Raw genomic sequence first — 25,876 nt, forward strand, 5'->3', positions numbered from 1 at the left:
GCTTTCTTCTCGTTAGTCTTCTGCTTTCTTCTCGTTAGTCTTCTTTGCCGAAGCAAAGAAGAGTGACCGGCGTCCCCCGCAGGGGGATGTCGTACGCACTTGGGTCCAAAAACCAACGCCGCTCAAAGAATCAACGACCAACGACCAACCCGCAAAGCACAAGGCCCATTCGCCCCACCAGACCAGAACCATCTGAACTCGGCTAGGAAATTTCGCAGAGAGAATATCTCGCAAAAGGAAGAGGAGCACCCAATGGCAGGACCAACCATCGACTTCTGGCAAGCCCGCTTTGAATCCAGGCAAACCCCTTGGGAACGCGAAGCCGCCAGCCCGCAACTGGCGCACAGCGCCAGCCGCGTTATCCATGGGTAATCCCCAATCCATATACAGCCAGTCCACACAAGAGCCACACCGGTAGTTTTGTTACGGTGGCACCAGTCGCATCAGTCRCAACACGGCGAAGCGCAAGACGGCACGTGCCGCGCCCGATGCCATCGGGCGCGCGTGACCCACCCAATTCCGAGATCGACCCCGGCCACCCGCACACCGCGCGCGGCAAGGGGCGGCCGGCACAGGAGACAAGATTGGAGATCCTGCAATTGACGATCTCGGGCATCGCGCTGGGCTGCATCTACGCGCTGATCGCCCTGGGCTTTGTGCTGATCTACAAGGCCACCGAGACCGTGAACTTTGCCCAGGGCGAGTTCATGATGCTCGGCGCCTTCGCCGGCGTGGTGCTGACCATGCTCGGCCTGCCCCTGCTGCTGGCGGTGCCGCTGACGGTGGCGGGCATGGCCGGCTTCGGCATGCTGGTGGAACGCCTGGCGATTCGCCCCATCCTCGGCCAGCCGCAGTTCACGGTAGTGATGCTCACCATCGGCATGGGCTACGTGATGCGCGGCCTGATCACCATGGTGCCGGGCATCGGCGCCGGCACGCATACCCTGCCGGTGCCTTACCAGGGCATGGTATGGCGCACCGGCGGGCTGGTGCTCAGCGTGGAGCAGGTGGCGGTCATCGGCGTCACCGCCGCGCTCTGCGTGGTGCTGTACCTGGTGTTCCGCTACAGCCGCATCGGCGTGGCCATGCAGGCCAGCTCGCAGAACCAGCTGGCCGCCTATTACATGGGCATTCCGGTACGGCGGCTGAATGGGCTGGTGTGGGGGCTGTCGGCTTCGGTGGCGGCCATCGCCGGCCTGCTGCTGGCGCCCATCACCTTTGTCCACGCCAGCATGGGCATGCTCGGCCTCAAGGCATTCCCCGCCGCGGTGGTTGGTGGCTTCGGCAGCCTGCCGGGCGCGATCGTGGGTGGGCTGGTGATTGGGGTGGTGGAGTCGCTGGCGGGCTTCTACCTGCCGGAAGGCTTCAAGGATGTGGCGGCCTATGTGGTGGTGCTGGTCATGCTGGTGATCAAGCCCAACGGCCTGTTCGGCGAGAACCTGCGTAAAAAGGTGTAGAAACGCGATGCGATTCCTGTTCAAGACCGACTATCGCCAGGACCTCAGCCTGGCAAGGCACTCCGGCCACGTGTTCTGGTATGGCTTGCTGCTGGTTTGCCTGCTGATCGCGCCGGGCTGGGCCAGCAGCTACTGGATCGCGCAGCTTGGCTTCGTGCTGATCTACGCCATTGCGGGGCTGGGCCTGATGGTACTGTCCGGGTACACCGGGCTGCTGTCGATCGGGCATGCGGCATTCCTGGGCGTTGGCGCATATGCGCAGGCCTGGCTGACCAGCCACGGCGTGCCCTTCGTGCCGGCCTTGCTGGCGGCGGGGGCGCTGTCGGCGCTGGCGGGCGTGGTGGTGGGGCTGCCGGCGCTGCGGGTCAAGGGCATCTACCTGGCCATCGCGACGCTGGCCTTCGGGCTGATCGTCGAGGAAGTCCTGGCGCGCTGGGACAGCGTGACCGGCGGCAATGCGGGGCTGCCGGTGGCCGCGCCGCAACTGTTCAGCTACGTGCTGGAGGGGCCGGTGGCGTTCTACTACCTGGCGCTGGCGGTTTGCCTGCTGGCTACGCTGGCGGTGCTCAACCTGCTGCGCAGCGCCACCGGGCGGGCGTTCATCGCCATCCGCGATTCCGAGATCTCCGCGCAGAGCATGGGTATTCACCTGGCGCGCTACAAGACATTGTCATTTGCGCTGTCCGCCGCGCTGGTCGGCATCGCGGGAGCGCTCTACGCACACAAGCTGCGCTATATCTCGCCCGAGCAGTTCGGCATCGCCCAGTCGATCGACCTGTTGCTGCTGGTGGTGGTGGGCGGCCTGGGCTCGGTGCACGGCGCCTTCCTCGGTGCGATCTTCCTGATCGTCATGCCGCAGACGATCGTGCTGGCCAAGGATTTCCTGCCGCCGGCCATCGCGCAGGCCAGCGGGCTGCAGGCGCTGGTGTACGGGACGGTGCTGATGGCATTTGTCCTGTTCGAGCCGCTAGGGCTGTATGGGCGCTGGTGCAAGATCCGTACTTACCTGGAACTGTTCCCCTTCTATCGCCAGGGCATGTTCCGGCGCCAGAAGGCGTTCCAGCGCTCCGAGCGCCTGAAATAAGGAGGCCGGCACCATGACAGACACTCTTCTCAGCGTGCGCGACCTGTCGGTCCGCTTTGGCGGCGTGCTGGCGCTCAACGGCGTGAGCTTCGATGTCCGGCGCGGTGAGGTCTTCACACTGATCGGCCCCAACGGGGCCGGCAAGACCACGGTGTTCAACCTGATCAGCCGCATCTATCCGCCCACCAGCGGCGAGATCCTGTGGCAAGGCGAGGTGCTGACACAGTTGCCGCCGCACGCGATCGCCGCGCAGGGCATCGCGCGCACTTTCCAGAATATCGAGCTGTTCGAGCACGCCACGGTGCTGCAGAACCTGCTGATCGGCCATCACACGCATCGCGCCGCCGGGTTCTGGGCCGACCTGCTGTTCACGCCCGCAGCGCGCCGTTCGGAACTGGCCGCGCGCCACAAGGCTGAAGAAATGATCGAGCTGCTGGACCTGCAGGCACACCGCGATGCACTGGTGGCGGGCCTGCCTTACGGCGTGCGCAAGGTGGTGGAACTGGCGCGCGCCCTGTGCAGCGGCCCGCGCCTGTTGCTGCTCGACGAGCCGTCCTCCGGACTGAATGTGGAAGAGACCGAGGACATGGCCTGGTGGATCCGCGACATCCAGAGCGAACTGGGCATCACCGTGCTGATGGTGGAGCACGACATGAGCCTGGTATCACGCGTGTCGGACCGGGTGCTGGCGATGAACCAGGGCCAGGTGCTGGCGCAGGGCACGCCGGCCGAGGTGCAGGCGCATCCCGGCGTGATCGAGGCTTACCTGGGCACGGTGGACGACGTGGCCTCACTGCGGAGGGCGGCATGAACCTGATGGAAGGCACGGACAAGATGCGCAAGATCCAGGATGCCCCCGTGCTGGCGCTGGCCAACGTGGAAAGCGCATACGGGCCGGTCAAGGCGATCCGCGGCGTAAGCCTGGCGGTGCAGCGCGGCAGCATCGCCACCGTGCTGGGCGCCAACGGCGCCGGCAAGACCACCATCCTCAAGACCATTTCCGGCGTGCTCGACCCGACCCGCGGCAGCATCGCCTTCAAGGGCGAGAGCATTGCCGCGATGGACCCGGCGCAGATCGTGCGGCGCGGTCTGAGCCATGTGCCCGAGGGGCGCGAGGTATTCCCGCTGCTGTCGGTACGGGACAACCTGCTGATGGGCGCCTATACGCGGCGCGACCGCGACGGCGTGGCGCGCGACATGGAGGCGGTCTACGGCTACTTCCCGGTGCTGCGCGAGCGCGCCGGCCAGGACGCAGGCCTGCTGTCGGGCGGCCAGCAGCAGATGCTGGCGATCTCGCGAGCGCTGATGGCGGCGCCCGAATTGATCCTGCTCGACGAGCCGAGCCTTGGCCTGTCGCCCAAGCTGACCAAGGACATCTTCGACATCGTGGTGCGCATCAACCGCGAGCGCGGCACCACCATTCTGCTGGTGGAGCAGAACGCCAACATGGCGCTCAACGCGGCGGACTACGGCTACGTGCTGGAGAACGGCCGTATCGTGGCCGAGGACACCTGCGCCGTGCTGCGCGAGAAGGACGATATCAAGGAGTTCTACCTCGGCATGAAGGACAGCGGCGTGCGCGGCGAGCGCCGCTGGAAGAAGCGCAAGACCTGGCGCTAGCACGCGGCAAGGGCCTCTGCAACCGAAACCGATCACCCGTTTTTCCGAGAGCAACCAATGGCAATGGCGAGAGCGCACACCATGAAGCCCCTTTCCGAAGCGGCATTCGACACCCTGCCGAAAATGTTCTGGCATGGCGTGGCCGAGCGCGGCGACGCGGTCATGATGCGGCAGAAGGATCTGGGCGTCTGGCGCAGCTACCGCTGGCGCGAAGTGGGCGAGATCGTGGCCGATGTCGCCGCCGGCCTGGCCGAGCTGGGCCTGCAGCCGGGCGAGGTGGTGTCGGTGCTGTCCAACACCAACCGGGAATGGGTGTGGAGCGACCTGGGCGCCTTGACGGCCGGCGCCGTGGTAAGCGGCATCTACCCCACCGATTCGCCTGCGCAGGTGGAATACCTGTGCCACGACTCCGGCAGCGTGATGCTCTTCGTGGAGAACGAGGAGCAGCTCGACAAATACCTGGAAGTGCGCGAGCGGCTGCCACGGCTGCGCAAGGCGGTGGTCTACGACATGGAAGGGCTGGCCGGCTACGACGACCCGGACGTGCTCAGCTTCGACGCGCTGCTGGCACTCGGCAGGCAGGTGCGGGCGCGAGAGCCGGATCTGGTGGCGCAACGGCTGTCCGCCGGCAGTGCCGATGCGCTGGCGGTGCTCGTGTACACATCGGGCACCACGGGACGGCCCAAGGGCGCGATGCTGTCGCACCGCAATGCGCTGCGCAGCTGCCTGACGCTGCGCGAGTTCCTGCCCGCCACCACCATCGGCGAGCGCATGGCCTTCCTGCCGCTGTGCCACGTCTCGGAGCGGATCTTCGGCGAGTATTACTCGATCCTGTCCGGCGCCGTCATCAACTTCGTCGAGAACCCGGACACCATCTTCGACAATATCCGCGAGATCCAGCCCGATGCTTTCCTGGCGGTGCCGCGCGTGTGGGAGAAACTCTATTCCAGCGTCACCATCGCGGTACGCGAGGCCACCCGCCTGCAGCGCTGGGCCTATGACTGGGCCATTGCCGCCGGACGGGCCCGCGTGCACGAAGACGGCCAGGCAAAGCCACTGCCGCCCGGCGCGCGCCTGAAGCTCTGGCTCGCCGATACGCTGGTACTGGGTAACGTGCGCCGCATGATGGGGCTGAACCGCGTGCAACTGGCCGTGACCGGCGCGGCGCCGATCTCGCCGGACCTGATCCGCTGGTATATGGCGCTGGGCATCGTGCTGCACGAGCTATGGGGCATGACCGAGATCACCGGCGCGGCCACCTGCAACCCGCCGGGACGGACGCGGCCGGGCAGCATCGGCATCGCCTTGCCGCATACCGAGGTGAAGATCTCCCACGAGGGCGAGTTGCTGGTGCGCGGGCCGCAGGTGTTCATGGGCTACCTGAACCTGCCCGGCAAGACCGCCGAAACGATGGTGGACGGCTGGCTGCGCACGGGCGACGTGGGCCGGGTGGACGGGCAGGGCTATTTCTATATCACCGACCGCATGAAGGACCTGATCATCACCGCCGGCGGCAAGAACGTCACGCCGTCCGAGTGGGAGAACCAGCTCAAGTTCAGCCCTTACGTAACCGACGCCGTCGTCATCGGCGATCGCCGGCCCTACCTGAGCTGCCTGGTGATGATCGACCAGGACAACGTGGAACAGTGGGCGCAGGAGCACGACGTGCACTTCTCCGACTACGGCTCGCTGTGCCGCAGCAAGGAAGTGATCGCGCTGGTGGGGCAGGAAATCGACAAGGTCAACAAGCAGTTTGCGCGGGTCGAGCAGATCAAGGCGTTCCGGCTCATCGAGACCCGCCTCGGCGCCGAGGACGAGGAACTGACCCCGACCATGAAGCTCAAGCGCAAGCTGGTCAACGACAAGTACAGCGCGCTGATCGAGTCGATGTACCTGGCCAAGGTGGCCTGAACGCAAGCGGCCCCAACAGGAGGCGCCATGAGCGATGCAGACAAAGCGGTTCCCGTCAGCCTGGTGCGGCACGGCCGCATCGGCCTGCTGTGCATCGACCATCCGCCGGTGAATGCGCTCTCGGTGGCCACGGTAGCGGCGCTGGATGCCAGGGTGGCCGCCTTCGAGGCCGATCCCTCCCTCGATGGCTTGCTGATCTGGTGCGCGGGCCGGACCTTCGTGGCCGGTGGCGACATTGCCCAGTTCGACGCGCCGGATTTCTCCGCCGCGCCTTACAACCGCATCCTGGCGCGGATTGAAGCCAGCGAACGGCTGGTGGTGGCGGCCCTGCACGGCACCGCGCTCGGCGGCGGGCTGGAACTGGCGCTGGCCTGCCATTACCGGGTGGCCTTGCCCTGCACGCGGATCGGGCTGCCGGAGATCAAGCTGGGGCTGCTGCCGGGCTCGCTCGGTACCCAGCGGCTGCCGCGCGCCTGCGGGGCAGCGCTGGCACTGGACCTGATGCTGAGCGGGCGCCTGCTCGACGCCGAGGCGGCGCTGGCCGCCGGCATCGTCGACGCGCTGGTGCAGGGGGAGCCGCTGGCCGCGGGCCTCAACTTCCTGGAAGACCTGCTTGAGCGTCTGGCGCCGCCGCGACGCCTGTCCACACTATCYGTACCCGTGGCTGGCCTGTCCAAGGACTTCTTCCCGCAAGCCATGCAACATGCCACGCAGCAGCGCGCGCACTATCCCGCCGCCGCGGCCATCGTGCAAGCGGTGGAAGCGGCAGCGACGCTGCCATTCGCGCAGGGCGAGGCGATGGAGGCAGCCTTGCTCACCGCCTGCGTGGCCTCGCCCGAATCGCGGGCGCTGCGGCACCTGTTCTTTGCCGAACGGCAGGCGGCACGCGTGCCCGGCATGCCCGCGGGAGCGGCGCCGCGCGCGCTGCACACGGCAGGCGTGGTCGGCGCCGGCACCATGGGCAGCCGCATCGCCATGAGCCTGGCGGATGCCGGCTTGCCGGTGACGCTGGTGGAAGCCAGCGGCACAGCGCTGGCGAGGGGCCTGGCCTCGGTCCGCGCCCAGTACGAAGCCAGCGCGGCGGCGGGGCGGATACAGCCGGAGCAGGTCGCCAGGCGCATGGGCCTGATCGCGGGAACCCTGGACTATGCAGCGCTGGCCGGCTGCGAGTTGGTGATCGAGGCGGTGGACGAGGACATGGCGCTCAAGCAGCATGTGTGCGCCCGGCTCGGGCGCATCTGCAAGCCCGGCGCGATCATCGCCACCAACACCTCGACGCTGGATGTGGAAGTGCTGGCCGAGTCCAGCGGCCGGCCCGCCGATTTCGCCGGCGTGCATTTCCGCAATCCGGCCAATGGCGGGCGGCTGATCGAGGTGGTGCGCGGCAGCGCCACCGCGCCGGATGTGCTGGTGACGGCCATGCAGCTGGCCCGGCGGCTCGGCAAGGTGGCGGTGGTGTCGGGCGTGTGCTTCGGCTTTATCGGCAACCGCATGGCCGAAGCCTACCTGCGCGAGAGCGAGTTCCTGCTGATGGAAGGGGTAAGCCCGGCGCGGCTCGACGCCGTGATGCAAGCCTACGGCATGGCGATGGGCCCATGCCGCATGCTGGACCTGGCCGGGATCGACGTGGGCGCCAAGATCGTGCTGGAGTACGGCAAGGCCGGCGGGCTGCCGCCCGATCCCGCCTACCGCGCGGTGGTGCGCACGCTGTTCATGCTGGGGCGGCTCGGCTGCAAGAGCGGCGCGGGCTATTACCGGTATCTGGATGGGCAACCGGTGCCCGACCCCGAAGCGGAACGCATCTGCGCCGCGCTGGGGCGCGCGCACGGCATCGCCCGCCGCATGGATATCGCCGATGCCGAGATCGTCGAGCGCCTGCTCTATCCCCTGATCAACGAGGCCGCCAAGCTGCTGGAAGAGGGCGTAGCGTGCCGGCCCGGCGACATCGACATGGTGTGGACCGCCGGCTATGGCTTTCCGGATTACCTCGGCGGCCCGGTCTGGCAGGCCGACAGCATTGGCCTGCCGCGCATCGTGGCGGGACTGGAGCGCTATGCGCGGCTGCGCGGCAATCCTTACGACTACTGGGACATCTCGCCGTTGCTGGCGGCACTGGCGCGGGGCGGGCAGCAYTTGTCCGGCTGGTCGGCACCGCCGGCCGCGGCCGATACGCCTGCAACGGCGGAGCAGGGCCGTCCCGCCATGCCCATCTCGTTATCGCCGGATCCGCTGGCCGGGCAAAGCCGGATCCAGTCTGGACCCAAGCCGCCGCAGAGCGTGCATTGACCAAGGCAGTCCGTCAGTTCCTATATCCATAGCGCCATAAAACAAGGAGACAACCATGATCCTGAAGACCACCATCGCCGCACTTGCCCTGGCGCTAAGCGCCGGGGCGGGCGCGCAGACCCGCGGCGTCACCGACAAGGAAATCGTGCTCGGCCTGATCACCGATATGTCCGGCCCGATCGTCAACTACGGCAAGGAATCCCGCAACGGCATGACCATGGCCGTGGAAGAAATCAACGCCCGCGGCGGCGTGCAGGGCCGCAAGCTGCGGGTGGTGGTGGAAGACAACGGCTACGAACCCAAGCGTGCCGTGCTGGCGGCGCAGAAGCTGGTCACGCAGGACGGCGTGTTCGCCATCATCGGCCACCTGGGCACCGCGCCCAATATGGCCACGCTGCCGATCCTGGTGCAAAGCAAGGTCTTCAACTTCATGCCGCAGAGCGCCGCGCGCGACATGTATGAGCCCGCCAGCCCGTACAAGATCGCGCTGGGGCCGTCCAATTTCCTGATGTCCACCACCATCATGGATTACTTCTTCAAGCAGAAGCCCTACCAGCGGGTGGGCGCGCTGTACCAGGACGACGACTACGGGCGGGAGTCGGTGGAAGGCGTGCAGGCCTATCTCAAGGCCAGGAACATGACCCTGGTGGAGAAGGTGTCGTACAAGCGCGGCGCCACCGATTTTTCCTCGCAGATGGCGCGGCTCAAGGCGGCCAACTGCGACCTGGTGTTCAACGCCTCCACGATGCGCGAGTACATCGCCTCGGTCCAGGAAGCGCGCAAGATCGGCTTCAACCCGGTTTTCGCCGGCACCTCGGCCAATTACGCGCACCAGGTGCCATTGCTGGGCGGCAAGGCCATGGAAGGCCTGCATGCGGCGGCCTTCATCATGCTGCCCTATGCGGATGATGCAAACCCGGCGGTGCGGCAATGGGCTGCCGCCTACAAGAAGCGCTTCAATGAAGACCCGGGCGTGTACTCGATGTTCAGCTACTACGCCTACACCACCTTCGCCACCATCGCCGACAAGGCCGGGCGCAACCTGACCGCCGAGTCCTTCAACGCCGCCATGGAGTCGACCAAGCTGCCGCAAGACACGCTGGGCAACCCGGGCTTCAATGTCTCCGCCAGCAACCGCCTGAGCAACGACCGCATCCGCATCATGAAGGTGGCTGGCGACAAGTGGATTCCCGCCAGCGATCTGCTGCCGCCGCCCAAGATGAACTGAGCGCGGCGAGCCACAACGGGATGGCGATCCCCGCCGCCATGACAGGCGGCGGGTCTGGAGCAACGGACAATTGGAGACAGACATGAGCACAGCAACGGAACAGGCGCGCGAGCGCATCGGCCGCATCGCCCTGGGCGATGTGGTCCACCGCTCCGCCCGGCGCTTCGGCGCCCGGACGGCGCTGATCGAGGGCGACCATAGCCTGAGCTATGCGGCGTTGAACGCCGCCACCAACCAGTTCGCCCACTACCTGCTGGCGCAGGGAATGCGCAGCGCCGAGCGTGTCGGCATGCTGTGCAACAACTCCATCGGCATGATCGTGGCGCTGCTGGGAATCCAGAAGGCGGGCATGGTGTGGGTGCCGATCAATACGGCCCTGGCGCCGGACGCGATCCAATACATCCTGGAACACGCCGAGGTCACGCGGCTGGTGGCGGACGCGTCAGTGCTGGCGCGGCCCGGCATCGCGGAACTGGTGGCGGCGCTGGGCATTCCCGTTGTGCTCCTGGAGCCCGCAGGCGAGGTGGCAGGCGACCTGGCGGGCTTGGCCGCGACGAAGTACTCCGACGCGCTGGCCGGCCAGCCGGAGGCGCTGCCCGACGTGGATATCGCCAGCGGCCAGCTGGCGCAGATCATGTACACCAGCGGCACCACCGGCCCGCAGAAGGGCGTGATGCATTCCCACGCCTCGGTGCACTCGGTGCTGTCCGCCAACCTGGTCGATACGGGCTGCGGCACGGCGCGGGAGGTCTTTACCTGCCTGCTGCCGATGTTCCACTGTGCCCAGCACGGCAATACCATGAGTGCGCTGCTAGGCGGGCACACCGTGGTGGTGGGTCGCGGCTTCGATCCCGCCCGCGTGCTGGCCGACCTGGCCCGGCACCGCGTCAGCGTCGTGGTGGCGCTGCCGATGATGTACCGGGCCATGCTGGAGCACCCGCAGTTCGCCAACACCGATCTTTCCAGCGTGCGGCTGTGCATCTACGGCATGGCGCCGTTGCCCAAGAACCTGCTGCTGCGCCTGCTGGATGCGTTCTGCCCCAACTTCGTCCTGTGCTCGGGCCAGACCGAGATGTACCCGGCGGCCACCATCTTCGAGGCGGAGGAACAGCGCAAGCGCTTCGGCGCGTACTGGGGCGTCGGCACGGTGGTCAACGAGGTGGCGGTGATGGCCGACGACGGCAGGCTGCTCGGCCCCGGCGAGCCGGGTGAGATCGTGTTTCGCGGGCCCAACGTGATGCTGGGCTATTACAAGGACCAGGAGGCCACCGCCCGCGTGCAGCGCTTTGGCTGGCATCACTCCGGCGACCTGGGCGTGCTGGACGAGGACGGGCAACTGCTGTTCCTCGACCGCATCAAGGACATGATCAAGACCGGTGGGGAAAACGTACCTTCGATCAAGGTCGAAGAAGTGCTGCTGCGCCATGCCGCCGTAGCCAACGCGGCGGTGGTAGGCCTGCCGCATGCACGCTGGGGCGAGGCGGTGACGGCGTTCGTCACGCTCAAGCCAGGCGCGGCGGTGGAGCAGGAAGAGCTGGGCGCCCACTGCAAGGCGCATCTCGGCGGCTTCGAGGTGCCCAAGGACGTGGTGCTGCTGGCCGCGCTGCCGGCGACTTCCACGGGAAAGATCCAGAAGTTCGAGTTGCGCCAGCGTTATCGGGAACACTACGATGTGGCGGGAGCGCCGGGCTGACCAGCGCACGGTCCGGCCCCTGGCGCCACCGGGCCGGAACGCCTGGTCATAGCCACCTGACGCAAGACGCAGCCGGCTGCTCCGGCTACGCTGCTTTTTGCGCCGCGGCACGGCAGCACCGCCCGGCCAGCGTCGTCCGAAGCACCCAGACCGCACAACCAGCAGGCCTGACGACGCACCAACCGGCGCGCGGACAGCGCCCGGCAGGAGACAAAGGACATGCAGATGCAAGCACAAGGCATTGCGTGCCCGCCAGCCATGACCTTGGCGCCCGGCGCCAGGGCAGGGACCGGCAGGGTAATGTGGCTCACGCCGGAGCGGCTCTTCTACGCCGGCCTGCTGGGCTCGCCCTCGGTCCGCACCATGGGCGGCTTGCTGATTTATGTGGCTTTGCGCGCACCCATTCGCATCCGTTTCGACGGCGGGCCCTGGGCGTCCACGGAACTGGCGGTGGTGCCAGCCTATATGCCGCACTCGGTGGCCTGCGATGACCGCATGATCTGCGACCTCGGGCTAGAGGCCGAGAGCATCGACCTCGCCCGCCTGCCGTCTGTGATCCGCGGCCGGGTGGGGCCGGTGGACGATGCGGCATTCGTGCGCCACGTGCGCCAGGCCCACGCCTACCTGAGCGAGCGCGGACGGGAACTGGACCTGCAGGCGGACAGCTTCGACCAGATCTTCTTCGGCCATGCGCTGGCGCCACGCCGGCTGGACCCACGCATCGAAGCCGTGGTGCAGCGCATCCGCAACGCGCCCTCGGCCACCGCCACGGCCGGGTCCTGCGCCGCATCGGCCCATCTTTCGTTTTCGCGCTTCCTGCATTTGTTCAAGGAAGAGGTCGGCACGCCGTTCCGCAGCTTTCGTACCTGGAAACGCGCCCGCAGCCTGCTGCACTATGTCACCCAGGACTCCAATCTGGCGCATGTGGCGCTGGATACCGGCTATCCCGACTCCACGCACTTCAGCCACTCCATCCGCCAGGTCTACGGGCTCAAGCCCAGCGACATCTTTGCCGGCTCGCGCAAGCTCGCGCTGATCGGCGAGCGGGTGGCGGTGGGCGGGGGTATGCCTGGCTAGGCTGCTCCCGCAACAAGCTCGGATTTCCTGCTCCGTAACACCTGGCAACCGGGCTTTGGCACGGCTTGACAGCGGTCGATCTCGCCCCTTCCTACCCACTAAATTGGTAAAATGCAAATACCCATTAAATTGGTATTTGCAGAATACCCACACTACTCATAAAATGATTTTACGCACATAACGGGTACGCCCGGACCACCAAGATGAAACAACTGCTCTCCACCGCCGGCCAGCTAGGGCAAGTGCTGCAATCCGCACGGCGTGCGGCGAAGCTGTCCCAGACGGACCTCGCCTCGCGCCTGGGCATCAGCCAAAGCCGCGTCTCCCATATGGAGCTGAACCCCGGCAGCATCAGCGCGGATCAGTTGCTGGCGCTGGTCGGCAGCCTGGGCCTTGAGCTGGTCGTCCAGGACAAGCGCCCGGCCGGCGCCGATTCCCCGACGGTGGAGTGGTAGGCATGGGCCGCAAATCGCATGCGCGGGCGCTTTCGGTGTGGGCCAATGGCGAGCGGGTAGGGACGTGGCGCATCCCCACGCGGGGCGATATGGAATTGCAGTACGACCCCGGCTGGATCGCCTCGCCCGCCGGCCGGCCCTTGTCCCTGTCGCTCCCCTTCGGCGTCGATGCTTCACCGCTGAAGGGCGACAGGGTGCGCAACTACTTCGATAACCTGCTGCCCGACAGCGACGCCATCCGCAAGCGCCTCGCCACCCGCTTCAAGACAGCGACCACGGAGGCCTTCGATCTGCTGGAAGCCATCGGCCGCGACTGCGTCGGCGCGGTGCAGTTGCTCGGCGAAAGCGAGCAGCCGGTGGGCCATGACCGCATCGACGGCACGCCGCAGTCTGATGCCGATATCGAAAGACTGCTGCGGCAAATGGTCGGCTCGGCCGCCCTGGGCGCACAGGGCGATGACGACGACTTCCGCATCTCCCTGGCCGGCGCGCAGGAGAAGACTGCGCTGCTGTGGCACGGCAACCAGTGGATGAAGCCCCACGGCGCCACGCCCACCACCCACATCCTCAAGCTGCCGCTCGGGCTGGTGGGCAACAAGCGGGCCGACCTCAGCACCTCGGTCGAGAACGAGTGGCTCTGCCTGACCATCCTCGCCGCCTATGGCCTGCCGGTCGCGCACAGTGAAATCAAGACCTTCGCCAGCCAGAAGGTCCTGAGCGTGCAACGCTTCGACCGGCAACCGCACTCGTCGGGCAACTGGATCCTGCGGCTGCCGCAGGAGGACTTCTGCCAGGCGCTGGGTGTCGCTCCTCACCTGAAATACGAAGCGGACGGCGGCCCGGGCATGCGCGATATCGCGCAGATCCTGCGGCAATCGACCCACGCCGACGAAGACCTCGAGTCCTTCCTCGCCACGCAGATCCTGTTCTGGATGCTGGCGGCACCCGACGGGCATGCCAAGAATTTCAGCATCCGGTTGCTGCCCGGGGGGCGTTACCGGATGACACCGCTCTATGACGTGATGTCGATCTGGCCGGTGGTCGGCAACGGGGCGAACCAGTGGTCGTGGCACAAGGCCAAGCTGGCCATGGCGGTGGCCGGCAAGAACCGGCACTACCTGTTCAAGGACGTGCAGCGCCGGCATTTCAACGCGATGGCGCCCAAGTGTTTCCACGGCCCGGATGCCGAGGGCATGATCCAGCGGCTCATCGCGCAAACGCCGGCGGTCATCGGAAAGGTCGGCGCGGCCTTGCCGGCTGGTTTCCCGCAGAAGGTGGCGGACAGCATCCTCCAGGGGCTGGAAGCTTCCGCCAGACAGCTCGAGGCAATGCCACCTGGATAGCGGCGGGGCCGGGCACCGGCGCGCCGACCACTTTGCGCAAGACGAAGTGCGCGGCGCAGCCTATGGTCGAGGCATGCCGGCAGTGCCGCATGGAATCGCCTGCCGGTTTGTGGCCGGTTCCCATGCCACATGCCCCCGACCCCAAACGGCAGCCACGCCGGCTGCCTGCCGACTGACAGGACCCACGATGAGCCTCCAGACCCTGCCGCCGCTCGCACACTATTTCACGGCCGAGCACGAACAGTTTCGCAGCACCCTGCGCGAATTCGTCGCCCGCGAGATCTCGCCGTTTGTGAACGAATGGGATGAAGCCGGGACCTTTCCCCGCTCGCTGTACCGGCGCGCTGCCGAGATCGGCTTGCTCGGGCTGGGGTACCCGGAGCGCTTCGGCGGCACGCCCGGCGACATCTTCTACCACCTGATCCAGGCCGAGGAATTCGCCCGCAGCGGCTCGGGCGGCGTCAATGCGTCGCTCCACTCCCACTCCATCGGTGTGCCGCCGATCGTCGCGGCAGGCAGCGAGGCGCTGCAGCAGCGCGTGCTGCCCGCGGTCATCGCCGGCGACAAGATCGCCGCGCTGGCCATCACGGAACCGGGCGGCGGCTCCGATGTGGCGAGCCTCAGGACCACGGCCGTGCGCGACGGCGACCACTACGTCGTCAACGGCGAGAAGACCTTCATTACCTCCGGCATGCGCGCCGATTTCATCACCACGGCGGTGCGCACCGACCCTGCCAACAAGGGCGCGGGCGGCATCTCCCTGCTGCTGATCGAAGGCAACCCGCCCGGCCTGACCCGCACCGGACTGAAGAAGATGGGTTGGCTCGCCTCCGACACCGCCCACCTGCATTTCGACAACTGCCGCATCCCCGCCGCCAACCTGATCGGCGAGGAAAACCGCGGATTCCAGATCATCATGCGCAACTTCAATTCCGAGCGGCTGGGGATGAGCGCAAGCGCCTATGGCTATGCCGAGGCCTGCCTGCAGGAAGCGCTGGACTGGGCGCGCCAGCGCAACACATTCGGCCAGCCGCTGGTGGAGCGGCAGGTGATCCGCCACAAGCTGGTCGACATGGCGCTGCGCATCGAGGCAGCGCGCAATCTCGTCTATGACCTGGCTTACCGCGTCCAGCACCAGGCGGGAGACCCCGCGCAACTGGTGGCGCGCACCTGCATGGCCAAGATCCAGGCCACGCAGGCGATGCAGTTCTGCGCCGACCAGGCCGTGCAGATCCTGGGCGGGATGGGTTTCATGCGCGGCACGCTGAGCGAACGTGTATACCGGGAGGTCAAGGTCATGATGATCGGTGGTGGATCCGAGKAAATCATGAAAGACCTGGCCGCGCGGCAGCTGGGCTTTTGAGGGGAGGGGCCCGGGTGGCATCGGCTTCCATGCCGCCCGCAGACCCGCCTTATAATCCGTCCGGAAAATCAGCCGCCGGGCCCCGCCGGCGGGCGAGCGCGTCCTGGAACCGGCCGAATGCCTTCGTACCCCCTCATCCTTTGTCYCACCTTTGCCGTCGTTGGCAGCCTCACGGTTGCCGTGGCCGCGTGGACCAGGCGGGACGACCCCACCGTCAAGGCCTTCCTGATGCTGGCCTTCGGCTGCGTGATATGGAGCGGCGGCCGCCTGCTGGAACTGAGTTCCTTCGACCTGGAAACCCGCGTGATGTGGGCCAGGCTGCAGTACTTCGGCATCGTCGCGGTACCGATCGCCTGGCTCTGCGCCATGATCCAGCTCAGCCGGCCCAGGTTCGTCATTCCCTGGTCATTGCTCTCTATGCCCATCGTGATCAATATCGTGACGCTGGGCCTCGTCTTCACCAACGAACGGCACCACCTGATCTGGGATTCGATCGCGATGGTACCTGGTGGCCGGCCACCCGGCGCGGTCTTCACCCATGGTCCGGCGTACGCGGTGGTGGCTGCCTATTCCTACCTGCTGTTACTGATCAGCCTTTACTTCCTGCTGACGGCCCGCGTGCCCAGCAGCAGCCTGACGCGGGGCGGGCGCGCCGTGCTGGCGGGCGGACTGGCGCTGCCGCTGGTGGCCAATATCGCATACCTGCGTGGATGGACAGGGCCGCTCGGGGGCGACCTGACCCCGGCCACCCTCTCCGTGATGACGGTGCTGGTGTGGATATGCGCGCTGCGCGGGCACCTGGATGACGTCGGGCACTATGCCAGGCTGCGGGTGTTCGATGCCTTGCAAGAGGGTTGCGTAATCGTGAATGCGGACGACATCATTGTCGATTTCAATCCCGCCGCCCGCCGGCTGCTGGAAGCCGTGGAACGCGGCAGCCCATACCCGGCAGCCTGGAATGACGCAATCGCCGCCAGCCGCTCGGGGATGCCCGGTAGCGGCGCATCCCACCTGATTTCGGAGGAGCGGGTCGACTACGAGCTCACCGTGGACCCGGTACGCAACCTCAACCGGCAGCCGGTAGGGCGCATTGTGTTCCTCCGCGACGTCACCCGTTTCCGCTCGCGCGAACAGGCACTGACTTCGGAAAACTCCACGCTGGCGGTGCGGCTGGGCGAAACCGAGGAAAAGCTCTCGCGCATCGAGGCCGACCTGTACCGCGACGCGCTGACCGGGGTGTTCAACCGGCGGTTCTTCCAGCGCGAGGCCGCCGCCGCGCTGGCCAATGCGTTCGAGCAGGGCATCCCCGTCGGCCTGCTGATCATCGACGTCGATTACTTCAAGCAGTACAACGATCTCCACGGCCACGTGCACGGCGACGAATGCCTGCGCCAGGTCGCCGGCGCCCTCGGGGAAACCATGCGCAACGGCCCCGGCGACTTCTGCGCCCGCGTTGGCGGCGAAGAGTTCGCCATCGTGCTCCCGCACATCTCGCCGCGCGAAGCCGGGGAGGCCGGATTGCGGCTGCTCCAGGCCGTGCGCTCGCTGGCGCTGCCGCACGGTGGCTGGCCCCAACACCCGTATGTCACCATCAGCGTCGGCGCGGTTTGCGAAATCCCGGCATCACCGTTCCTGGAGCCGATGCTGGAGAAGGCCGACGCCGCCATGTACGAAGCCAAGCGCAATGGCCGCGACCGCTTCGTGATACGCGACGCGCTGGCATTGCCCGCGTATCCTGCTTAGCCATTGCCGCGGGCGGATTGCATCCGCGTGACTGCGCATATGCGAGCGCTCTGCGCGATGGCGCGCCCTCCATGCTGCGGTATTCCGTGCCAGCCCATTCCCGCTGAGGCGTGAGCCCGTCCGGCCACGGAAGCGGCCGCTCTCAATTCCGTCTGCCGGAAATGCGGGGCTGTATCGGACGGCATTAACGCTTACTCTGGACTCATCAAAAACGGGCGGGGATAGGCGCGAAAGTGGCGCCGGGTCCCGCACTGAAACCAGACCGGAGACGCAAGTGCCGAATTCAATCCCTCTCTTTGGCCGCATGCTGGCCAAACTGGCCATTCCCTTCGCCGCCATGGCCGCGCTGGCGCCATTGGCCGCCACGGCGGCCTACCCGGAAAAGCCGATCCGCCTCGTGGTGCCTTTCGCCCCCGGCGGCGGGACCGACCTGATCGCCAGGACCATGGGGGTCACGATGTCCCAGGACCTGGGCCAGCCCGTGATCGTCGACAACAAGCCGGGCGCTGGCACCATCATCGGCTCCGACGTGGTGGCCAAGAGCGCGCCGGACGGTTACACGCTGGTGATGGCGACGCTGGCCCACGCGGTCAACCCGAGCATCCACGCCAAGCTGCCCTATGCGACCGACAAGGCATTCGCCCCCGTGATGCTGGTAGGCCGGTCGCCCAACGTGCTCGTGGTGCGCCCGGACAGTCCTTACAAAACAGTCCAGGACCTGATCGCGGCCGCCAGGGCCAAACCGGGAAAGATCTCGTTTGCCTCCCAAGGCCCGGGCACCTCGGCGCACCTTGCCGGCGAGTTGTTCAAGTCGCTGGCCAAGGTCGATCTCAATCACATTCCTTACCGTGGCGCCGGCCCCGCGATTACCGACCTGCTGGGCGGGCAGGTCGACGTCATGTTCGCCACCGCCTCGGCGGTCGGACCGCAGCTGGAAAGCGGCAAGCTGCGCGCCATCGCGGTGACCACCGCGCAACGCTCCGCAAGCCCGGTGCTGGCCAAGGTTCCCACCATCGCGGAGAGCGGTGTGCCCGGCTATGTGGCCGAAAGCTGGTACGGACTGTTCGTGCCGGCCGGCACGCCCGCCCCGGTGATCGCCCGCCTCAATGCGGCAGCCAGGAAGGCCGTACAGACCGACGCGTTCCGCAAGCGTGCCGAAACCGAGGGCCTTCAGGTCAGTGCGGGCACGCCAGAGGAATTCGGGCGCTACGTGCGCGGCGAAGAGGCCCGCTGGAGCCGCGTGGTCAAGGAAGCCAAGATCACCGTCGAGTAATCCCGCCGCATCGGCAACACATGATGCGCAAGGCCAATCGCATGGCCACCAGACAAAGAGAGACCAACCAATGACCACCACCTCGCTGATCACGCTCGACATCGATGCCGGGATCGCCACCTTGTCGCTGAACCGCCCGGAAAAACGCAATGCCATGACCGATGACATGCGCACCGAGCTGATTGCCGCCCTCGAACACGTCACGCAGGACAAGTGCATTCGCGCGCTGGTCCTCACCGGCAACGGCAAGGGCTTTTGCGCGGGCGGCGACGTAGCCGGCATGCAGCGGCGCATGGACGCGCCGCCGGGCGAAGTTGCCTTCAATGGCTGGGCGCGCCAGCAACGGGTGCACCATACGGTCGCGCTACTGCACAACATGCCCAAGCCGACCATCGCCGCGGTCAATGGCGCCGCGGCCGGGCTTGGCGCGGACATGGCGATGAGCTGCGATTTCGTGATGGCGTCGGAAAGCGCCAGCTTTGCGTGGTCCTACATTCATCGCGGCCTGATCCCGGACGGCGGCGGCATGTATTTCCTGCCGCGCCGCACCGGCCTGGCCAAAGCCAAGGAACTGATCTTCAGCGGCCGCAAGGTCGATGCCGCCGAGGCGCTTCAGCTTGGCATCGCCGATCGCCTGAGCGAGCCGGAAACGCTGCTGGCCAATGCGCGCGCCTGGGCCGCCGAGCTGAGCCAGGGGTCGGCCACCGCCCTGGCGCTGGGCAAGTCCATCCTGAACCAGACCTTCGAACTGCCCGCCGGCCAGGTGTTCGCGCAGGGCAGCCAGGCACAGGGCATCTGCTACACCAGCACCGAGCACCGCGAGTCCGTGCTGGCATTCCTCGACAAGATGGCGGCAAAGGGAAAGGCCTGACACCATGGACACAGCAAACACACTCTCCGTCATCGGCCGCCTGGTCAAACCGCGCAGCGTTGCCATCATCGGTGCTTCCGCCGATGCGGCCAAGACCGCCGGACGCCCGGTTGCCTACCTGAAGAAGCACGGGTTCGCCGGCGCCATCTACCCCGTCAACCCAAAGGTGAGCGAGATCGACGGCCTGCGCTGCTATCCGGATGTCCGTTCGCTGCCCGAGGTGCCGGATGTGGGCATCGTCCTGCTTGGCGCGGAACGCGCCCATCTGGCAGTTCGCGACCTGGCCGCCCGCGGCACCGGCGCCGCCATCGTGCTGGCCAGCGGCTATACCGAAACCGGCGCCGAAGGTGCGCGGCGCCAGGCCGAGCTGATCGAGGCAGCGGGCGCCATGCGCTTGCTGGGCCCCAATACCATCGGCCTGGTCAACCTGACCGACAACATCCCGCTGTCGGCCAGCGGCGCGCTTGAGATGGCCCATTTTCCCGCCGGCAACATCGGGGTGGTCTCGCAAAGCGGAGGCATTCTTGGCGCCTTGCTGTCACGCGCCGCCGCGCGTGGCATCGGGCTGTCCAAGCTGGTTTCCACCAGCAATGAAGTGGATCTGGAGCTGGCGGATTTCATTGACTACCTGGCCGATGACGAAGCCACCAGGGTGATTGCCCTGTACGTCGAAAGCGTACGGAACCCGGAAAAATTCCGCGCCGCCGCGCTGAAAGCCGCCAGGGCCGGAAAGCCGGTGGTGGCCTTCAAGATCGGGCGCTCCGAGGCCGGAGCCCGGGCGGCGGTATCGCACACGGGCGCGCTCGCCGGCGCGGACCGGATGTACGATGCGCTGTTCAGGCAGGTTGGGGTGATCCGCGCGGAAACCTTCGCGGACCTGCTGGATATCCCCGCCGCGCTAGCCACCGGCAGGGTGCTGCGCGGCAACCGGATCGCCATCCTGACCTCGACAGGCGGCGCCGGCACCCTGGTATCGGACAGCCTCGGGATGTCCGGCTTCGAGACGCCCCCGCCCGATGAAGCCACCGCGCAACGGCTGCGGGCGCTGCAAAAGGGCGATCACGCGGCGCTGGATCGCAATCCCATCGACGTCACCCTGGCAGGCCTGCAGCCAGACCTGTTGCGYGGTGCGATCAGGGCACTGCTGGATAGCCCGAGCTACGATGCCGTCGCCGTGATCGTCGGATCGTCGGGACTGGCGATGCCGGACCTGATGGCAAGCGCGATCCAGCAATGCCTGCCCACCAGCGACAAGCCGATCCTGGCATATGTCAGCCCACATGCGCCGCAGGCTGCCAGCTTGTTGAACGAGCGCGGCGTGCCCGCGTTCAGCGCGCCGGAAAGCTGTACCGTGGCATTTGACGCAATGCTGCGCGCCGCGCAATGGCGCGAGACGCCGGCAGACCAGGCTACGACGCCCGGCTTGCCCGCCGCGCATGCCAACGCCGTCCGCGCCGCAGCGGACTACCCATGCGGCGCGCTCGACGAAGCGGCCGCAAAGCAACTGTTCGCGCGCTTCGGCATCCCCGCCGTGCGCGAAACCATCGTCGCGAACGGAGAAGAGGCAGCCGCGGCCGCCTGCGGCCTGGGCGCGCGCGTGGTGCTGAAGATCCTCTCGGCCGAGATCACGCACAAGAGCGATGTCGGCGGCGTAGCCGTCAACCTGTCGCCAGAAGACGTGGCGGGCCGCCTTTCGGGCATGTGCGCCGACGTGCACGCGCATACCGGCGTGGTGCCGCGGCGCTTCCTCGTCCAGGAGATGGTCAGCGGCGGTGTCGAGATGATCCTCGGCATGCACCGCGATGCCCTCGGCACCGCGATCCTGCTCGGCATGGGCGGCGTCGCGGCGGAGCTGTTCAAGGACACCACCCTGCGCATGCTCCCGCCGGCGGGGGGGCTGTCGCGCGCCGAAGCGCTGGGCATGATTCGCGAACTCAAGACCTGGCCGCTGCTGGATGGCTTCCGGGGGCGGCCCAAGGCTGACGTCGACGCCCTCGCGGACGCCATTGTGGSTTTCTCCGCCATGACCGCAGCCTTGGGCGAGCGGCTGGTGGAGGCGGAGATCAACCCGGTCTTTGTGCTGCCGGCCTCCCAAGGAGTGAAGGCGGCGGATGGCGTTGTCGTGCTGGCGGACTAAAGAGGGCAGGAGAGGGCGTAAGAGCGCGCGCAGAGTCGCAATGTGCCCGGTTCCGCGAGCGCTGGCTATGTCAAACTCCGCTCCGATACGCTTGATTCCGGCTACCGGAAATCGGCCCCATCAGGAGCAACGCCTTGAACCCCGAACAAGCACTGACGAGAGCGCGAGGAAGAGCGACCAGCACGTCGGCAAACCGCTCCCTCGAACGCGGCATGGAGATACTCCGGGCCTTTCGTCCGGGCTCGGAGGTACTGGGCAACGGCGAGCTGGCCGAGCGTACCGGCCTGCCGCGCTCCACCGTCAGCCGGCTCACGCAAAGCCTGGTGGACGCCGGCTTCCTCCAATACGACCCAACGCTGCGCGCCTACCGGCTCGGCGCACCGGTCCTCAGCCTGGCCCACGCCATGCGCAGCGGCTCGGTGGTCCTGCAAGCGGCGGCACCGTTGATGCGCGAACTGGCGCAAAGCCAGCACATCAATGTCGGGCTGGCCATGGCCGATCGCGACGAGATGGTCTACCTGGAGTCCATCCGCTATAGCCGCAAGGTCTCGCTTCGCACCGTGGTGACCGGCCAGCGCGTGCCGATGGAGCATACGTCCCTGGGCCGCGCCTACCTGGCCGCAGCCCCGGCGCGGGAGACCAAGGCCTTGCTGGAAGGCTTCGGCAAGCGCCTGCGCGCCAACTGGCCGGCGCTGGAGCAACAGATCGCGCAGGGCATCGAGCAGGTACGGAAGCACGGCTGGTGCATGGCCAGCTGGCAGCCGGAAGTGGTCGCGCTTTCCACACCGCTGGTGTTCAAGAGCTACGCAATCCACATCCTGAACGTCAGCACGGCCACGCAGGCAACGCCGGCCAGCGCCGCGCGCCTTCTCAAGCCGCACCTGATGCAGCTGGCGGCGCAGATCCGGAGCGCGGTGGGGGATGAGGCGCCGTGATCGGGTTAAATGAGGTCCCAGATCTCGTCGAGTGCTTCGCGCGGGAAATCATTGCGCCAGGCTCCACCGTTTTTCTCGCGAGCGAGCGGGAATTCACCACGCCACGTCTGAGTTGCTGACGACTCATAGGATTTCCTGATGTTCTGGATCTCCTTCTGGCACTCCTGCGCACTGCACTTGCTCCCGGCAAGCCGCTGAACCGCGGCGGGCCAGCGCTCCGGCACTTTGACCACCTGACACTCGAACTTCACGAGGCTCGTCTGCATCCCACCGTTCGACTTGGCCTGCCTGGAGGTCAAGGACTTGCATTCGGTCCGATTCTTGGCGTTCAGTACGCTCTTCATCAACTCCATCACGGAAGGCTTCAGCGCTGGCTGCAATTGGGCAGGGAACAGTTCCAGAATATCCTTGGCCATGTCATCTGGATATTCCTTGTCAGCCTTGACCAGATCAGCAAACGACGCGAAATCCCCCGTCTGTCCCGCGATTTTTCGGGCGGGCCTCAGATAATTGTTCAGCGAGTTTACGCTGCTTTCGTCATGATTGATGATGGTCTTTATGTACAGATCAGCCACATTAACTGGCGTCATCTCTTCCGCGAAAACCGGGYTCGCGACCGAGACGGTGGATGCAGCCAGCACCAATGCGGTAGTGAACAAACCATTCAGTTTCTTTTTCAACTTTATTCTTCTCAGGTTACGTTAACTTTAACTTCGAACAAATCGGCCAACTTTGCATTTACATGCGTTCCATCCCGGACGGAAGAGCGAAGTAGACGTTGACCGGATCGGGACGTTCCGCATTGTACGTCGAATAAGTGCACAATGAACCTCTTTTTAGAGGTATCCCCGCACTCCACCGACTGGCGGGAGAAGGGGCAATCCTGGTCCCATCTCCGACTGCCCGGCAGCCGGATATCCCTCAGCAGTAGGTCGAACACTACTGACAGGAACCGACAGTGCGTCCATTATTTTTGGGATTCCTGCGGAAAGGGCAATTCCCTAGGCATTTATCAACACCATAGACTGACACGTGCCATTACCATTCTCATCTAGCCCTGTGTTGCAGGTCTGGAGTTCACTCTTGAGGAGAAACGGGCATGACGAAGAGCGGGTTGCAGGAAAGCAAGTCTCCTTCTCAGCTGATCGACGCGAGAATCAAGGAGCTAGACGACTGGCGGGGCAAGATGCTCAACCGGCTCCGTACTTTAGTCAAGGAAGYCGATCCTGAAGTCGTCGAGGAGTGGAAGTGGAGAGGGGTTCCGGTGTGGTCGCACGACGGATTGATCTGCACAGGCGAGACTTACAAGAATGTCGTGAAGATGACCTTCGCCAAAGGGGCGGCTCTGGTGGATCCTTCGGGCCTTTTCAACTCCAGTCTTGACGGAAACACAAGGCGTGCCATCGACTTCCGCGAGGGCGAGAAGATAGACGAGGAGGCGTTGAAAACTCTCATTCGCGCCGCCGTCACCCTGAACAAATCCAAAGCCCAAGGCTAGTCCACGGCACCAGCCGTTAGACCGTCCTTTACGACGGCCTGCCTACTAGTAGCCCGCCCCAGATCCAGCTGGATGTCGACATGGCCACCATCTTGGGCTTCTGATTGGAAAAAACGGMCATTACAACTTAGCCCTGACAGGTTTTTGTCTAGGCTAGATTCAGATGTCCGGTCTTTGGCTAGATCAGAATGTCCGGTCTAGTGCAGGATGGTGTTGGTTCTCTTGCGTCTTTTTCTTGGCTGTTTCCGTAACGCAGTCGAGCTGGCCTGAGGCGGTAACGTATCTACAGGGTGGGGCGGTTGCGCCAGTTCATCGATGGCGCGACGCAAGTCTTCCGCGTTCAGTTGCCGTTGTGGTTTCGTGCCGGGTGTCGCTGGTTCCCGCTGCTGCCGCGGTTTTTGGCCAGTCAGCGTGCGCGACGGTGCCGCCTGGATCCGACGATTGTCGCGCTGGGCCTGCACGCGCTGSGCGATCTCCAGCACATGCCCTAGCCGCTTGTTCTCCACCACCGCGCCCTGATCGATCTCGGACAACCGGTCATAGAGAACGTAGGGCAGGGCAGCGCCATCGGCCCACAGCTCGATACGGCCGTCCGGATATTCGGCCACTTCGATGTAACGATGAATCAGGGGCCGATGCTCGGGTTGGTCGGTGATGAGGTACAGCTTGCGATCGTACTGCAGCGTCAGTCGGTTGGAGACTTTGCGCCATTCGCGCCAGGTAAAGATGCGCTCGAGGTCCTCGTCGGGTCGTACGAGACGGTGCGCATTGAAGTCGCTTCTTGGCACCTTGGCGAAGCGCACATTGAAGTCCGCCAGGAAGACCGGGGCAAAGGCATTAGCCTCGGCCAGCGTCKCGATGCCGCGCTGGCGCAGTTCCTTGACCAGCCGGTCCTGCAGCGTGCCATTCATGCGTTCCACGCGGCCTTTAGCCTGACTGCTATTGGCACACAGGCTCTCGATATTCAGCTCGTACAGCACGCGCCCGAACTGCGTATAGTCCCGCCCYGTGGTGACACCTTTGGCATTGACCCGAAAGATGCTGGCCTTGTCGCTGTAGAACGCCACCGGCTTGCCGTGGCGCTCGATATAGGCGCGCGTCGCGGCAAAATAGGCGAAGGTTGACTCGGTCGGCACGAACAGCAACTGCATCAGCCGGCTGGTGGCATCGTCGACATAGACCAGCAACGTGCACATGGGGGCGCGATCCTCGAACCATGCATGCTCGCTGCCATCGATCTGCACCAGCTCGCCCAGGCAGGCGCGGCGGCTTCTCGGCTGGTACATCTTGGGCGGACGCAGCTTCCTCGGGACCCAGAAGCCGGCGTCGATCATGATCCGGCGCACGGTCTCCTTGGCCAGCTCGATGCCATGGCACTCGCGCAGCTTCTCGCAGGCCAGCGTGGGACCGTAATCGGCGTAATGCTCCTGGATTAGCGCGCGTGCCTGCGCTTCGAGCATCCTCGGCAGTTGGCGATGGCCTGGCTGCCCGCGCTGGCGCGACAACAAGCCCATAGGGCCATCGGATCGCCAGCGCTGGACCAGCCGCCGGACCTGTCGCGCCGTCAAATCCAGGCGCTCCGCGGCACGCCATTGCGCCAGGAGGCCCTCGGCCGTTGCCTGAATGACCTTGAAGCGGTCAACTTCGCGCAGACTCATGGTGATCAACCCCCGATCCTTCATGGCGCGCTCCCGTCCAGCCCAGGCGCTACCAGTATAGGTCTATCCAGAGGACATTCTGATGTGGCTGGAAGCGGACATTCTGATTTGGCCTCTACATCGTTTGGTAACATTCTTGGCACCTATGGCCTAGTGTTGCGTTGGTTTTGGTTTTCAGGTTTTGTTGTATTTCAGCCGGAAGACGGACGGATTTTCCACAGGGCCCCACTTTTTTGGCTAGCAC

The 25,876-nt window shown here is 65.8% G+C and carries 20 protein-coding genes; 18 read left to right on the top strand and 2 right to left on the bottom strand.

What is annotated here, in order from left to right:
* Window positions 1–584: 584 nt before the first annotated feature.
* The 17 genes from AC1DKD_RS18545 (at window position 585) to AC1DKD_RS18625 (ending at window position 22,476) form a co-directional block, all read left to right on the top strand.
* Window positions 585–1,457 (top strand): branched-chain amino acid ABC transporter permease, encoded by an 873-nt coding sequence (locus AC1DKD_RS18545; protein ID WP_428180351.1) that lies wholly within the window; start codon window positions 585–587, stop codon window positions 1,455–1,457.
* Between the two features lie 7 nt (window positions 1,458–1,464).
* Window positions 1,465–2,541: a branched-chain amino acid ABC transporter permease gene (locus AC1DKD_RS18550; protein WP_441629605.1), complete on the top strand. Its 1,077-nt coding sequence runs from the start codon at window positions 1,465–1,467 to the stop codon at window positions 2,539–2,541.
* Between the two features lie 13 nt (window positions 2,542–2,554).
* Complete coding sequence (locus AC1DKD_RS18555; protein ID WP_035863086.1) at window positions 2,555–3,352, top strand: ABC transporter ATP-binding protein; 798 nt, start codon at window positions 2,555–2,557, stop codon at window positions 3,350–3,352.
* Window positions 3,349–4,161 carry an ABC transporter ATP-binding protein gene (locus AC1DKD_RS18560; protein WP_441629606.1) on the top strand — a complete coding sequence of 271 codons (813 nt, stop codon included), beginning with the start codon at window positions 3,349–3,351 and terminating at the stop codon, window positions 4,159–4,161. Before AC1DKD_RS18555 ends, AC1DKD_RS18560 begins: the two co-directional genes overlap by 4 nt.
* 81 nt (window positions 4,162–4,242) lie before the next feature.
* Complete coding sequence (locus tag AC1DKD_RS18565) at window positions 4,243–6,072, top strand: AMP-dependent synthetase/ligase (protein ID WP_441629607.1); 1,830 nt, start codon at window positions 4,243–4,245, stop codon at window positions 6,070–6,072.
* A 27-nt stretch (window positions 6,073–6,099) separates the two neighbouring features.
* A complete protein-coding gene (locus tag AC1DKD_RS18570) occupies window positions 6,100–8,358 on the top strand; it encodes a 3-hydroxyacyl-CoA dehydrogenase NAD-binding domain-containing protein (RefSeq protein WP_441629608.1) in 2,259 nt (752 codons plus the stop codon).
* A 55-nt stretch (window positions 8,359–8,413) separates the two neighbouring features.
* Window positions 8,414–9,586, top strand: coding sequence for an ABC transporter substrate-binding protein (locus tag AC1DKD_RS18575; RefSeq protein WP_441629609.1), 1,173 nt, complete (start codon window positions 8,414–8,416; stop codon window positions 9,584–9,586).
* Window positions 9,587–9,668: 82 nt separating this feature from the next.
* Window positions 9,669–11,279, top strand: a complete 1,611-nt coding sequence (locus AC1DKD_RS18580; RefSeq protein WP_441629610.1) for a class I adenylate-forming enzyme family protein — start codon at window positions 9,669–9,671, stop codon at window positions 11,277–11,279.
* 219 nt (window positions 11,280–11,498) lie between these two features.
* A complete protein-coding gene (locus tag AC1DKD_RS18585; protein WP_441629611.1) occupies window positions 11,499–12,356 on the top strand; it encodes an AraC family transcriptional regulator in 858 nt (285 codons plus the stop codon).
* A gap of 203 nt (window positions 12,357–12,559) precedes the next feature.
* On the top strand, window positions 12,560–12,811 hold the full coding sequence (locus tag AC1DKD_RS18590) for a helix-turn-helix domain-containing protein (protein WP_441629612.1): 252 nt from the start codon (window positions 12,560–12,562) through the stop codon (window positions 12,809–12,811).
* Window positions 12,812–12,813: 2 nt separating this feature from the next.
* On the top strand, window positions 12,814–14,154 hold the full coding sequence (locus tag AC1DKD_RS18595; protein WP_441629613.1) for a type II toxin-antitoxin system HipA family toxin: 1,341 nt from the start codon (window positions 12,814–12,816) through the stop codon (window positions 14,152–14,154).
* 187 nt (window positions 14,155–14,341) lie between these two features.
* Window positions 14,342–15,517: an acyl-CoA dehydrogenase family protein gene (locus tag AC1DKD_RS18600; protein WP_477143550.1), complete on the top strand. Its 1,176-nt coding sequence runs from the start codon at window positions 14,342–14,344 to the stop codon at window positions 15,515–15,517.
* A 117-nt stretch (window positions 15,518–15,634) separates the two neighbouring features.
* Complete coding sequence (locus AC1DKD_RS18605) at window positions 15,635–17,260, top strand: histidine kinase N-terminal 7TM domain-containing protein (RefSeq protein ID WP_477143551.1); 1,626 nt, start codon at window positions 15,635–15,637, stop codon at window positions 17,258–17,260.
* A 304-nt stretch (window positions 17,261–17,564) separates the two neighbouring features.
* On the top strand, window positions 17,565–18,533 hold the full coding sequence (locus AC1DKD_RS18610) for a tripartite tricarboxylate transporter substrate binding protein (protein WP_441629625.1): 969 nt from the start codon (window positions 17,565–17,567) through the stop codon (window positions 18,531–18,533).
* Window positions 18,534–18,603: 70 nt separating this feature from the next.
* Window positions 18,604–19,404, top strand: a complete 801-nt coding sequence (locus AC1DKD_RS18615; RefSeq protein ID WP_441629616.1) for an enoyl-CoA hydratase/isomerase family protein — start codon at window positions 18,604–18,606, stop codon at window positions 19,402–19,404.
* A gap of 4 nt (window positions 19,405–19,408) precedes the next feature.
* Window positions 19,409–21,541 carry an acetate--CoA ligase family protein gene (locus tag AC1DKD_RS18620; protein WP_477143552.1) on the top strand — a complete coding sequence of 711 codons (2,133 nt, stop codon included), beginning with the start codon at window positions 19,409–19,411 and terminating at the stop codon, window positions 21,539–21,541.
* Between the two features lie 134 nt (window positions 21,542–21,675).
* Window positions 21,676–22,476 carry an IclR family transcriptional regulator gene (locus tag AC1DKD_RS18625; RefSeq protein WP_441629618.1) on the top strand — a complete coding sequence of 267 codons (801 nt, stop codon included), beginning with the start codon at window positions 21,676–21,678 and terminating at the stop codon, window positions 22,474–22,476.
* 5 nt (window positions 22,477–22,481) lie between these two features.
* Here AC1DKD_RS18625 and AC1DKD_RS18630 read toward each other — a convergent pair whose 3' ends face one another.
* Window positions 22,482–23,156: a hypothetical protein gene (locus tag AC1DKD_RS18630; RefSeq protein WP_477143553.1), complete on the bottom strand. Its 675-nt coding sequence runs from the start codon at window positions 23,154–23,156 to the stop codon at window positions 22,482–22,484.
* Between the two features lie 419 nt (window positions 23,157–23,575).
* On the opposite strand from AC1DKD_RS18630, the gene AC1DKD_RS18635 reads away from it, so the two are divergent.
* Window positions 23,576–23,974, top strand: a complete 399-nt coding sequence (locus AC1DKD_RS18635) for a DUF1801 domain-containing protein (RefSeq protein ID WP_477143554.1) — start codon at window positions 23,576–23,578, stop codon at window positions 23,972–23,974.
* 197 nt (window positions 23,975–24,171) lie between these two features.
* Here the strand turns inward: AC1DKD_RS18635 and AC1DKD_RS18640 are convergent, their stop codons facing one another.
* Window positions 24,172–25,656 carry an ISNCY family transposase gene (locus AC1DKD_RS18640; protein ID WP_477111831.1) on the bottom strand — a complete coding sequence of 495 codons (1,485 nt, stop codon included), beginning with the start codon at window positions 25,654–25,656 and terminating at the stop codon, window positions 24,172–24,174.
* Window positions 25,657–25,876: the final 220 nt, after the last annotated feature.

This window comes from Cupriavidus sp. 05T313 (assembly GCF_056396665.1).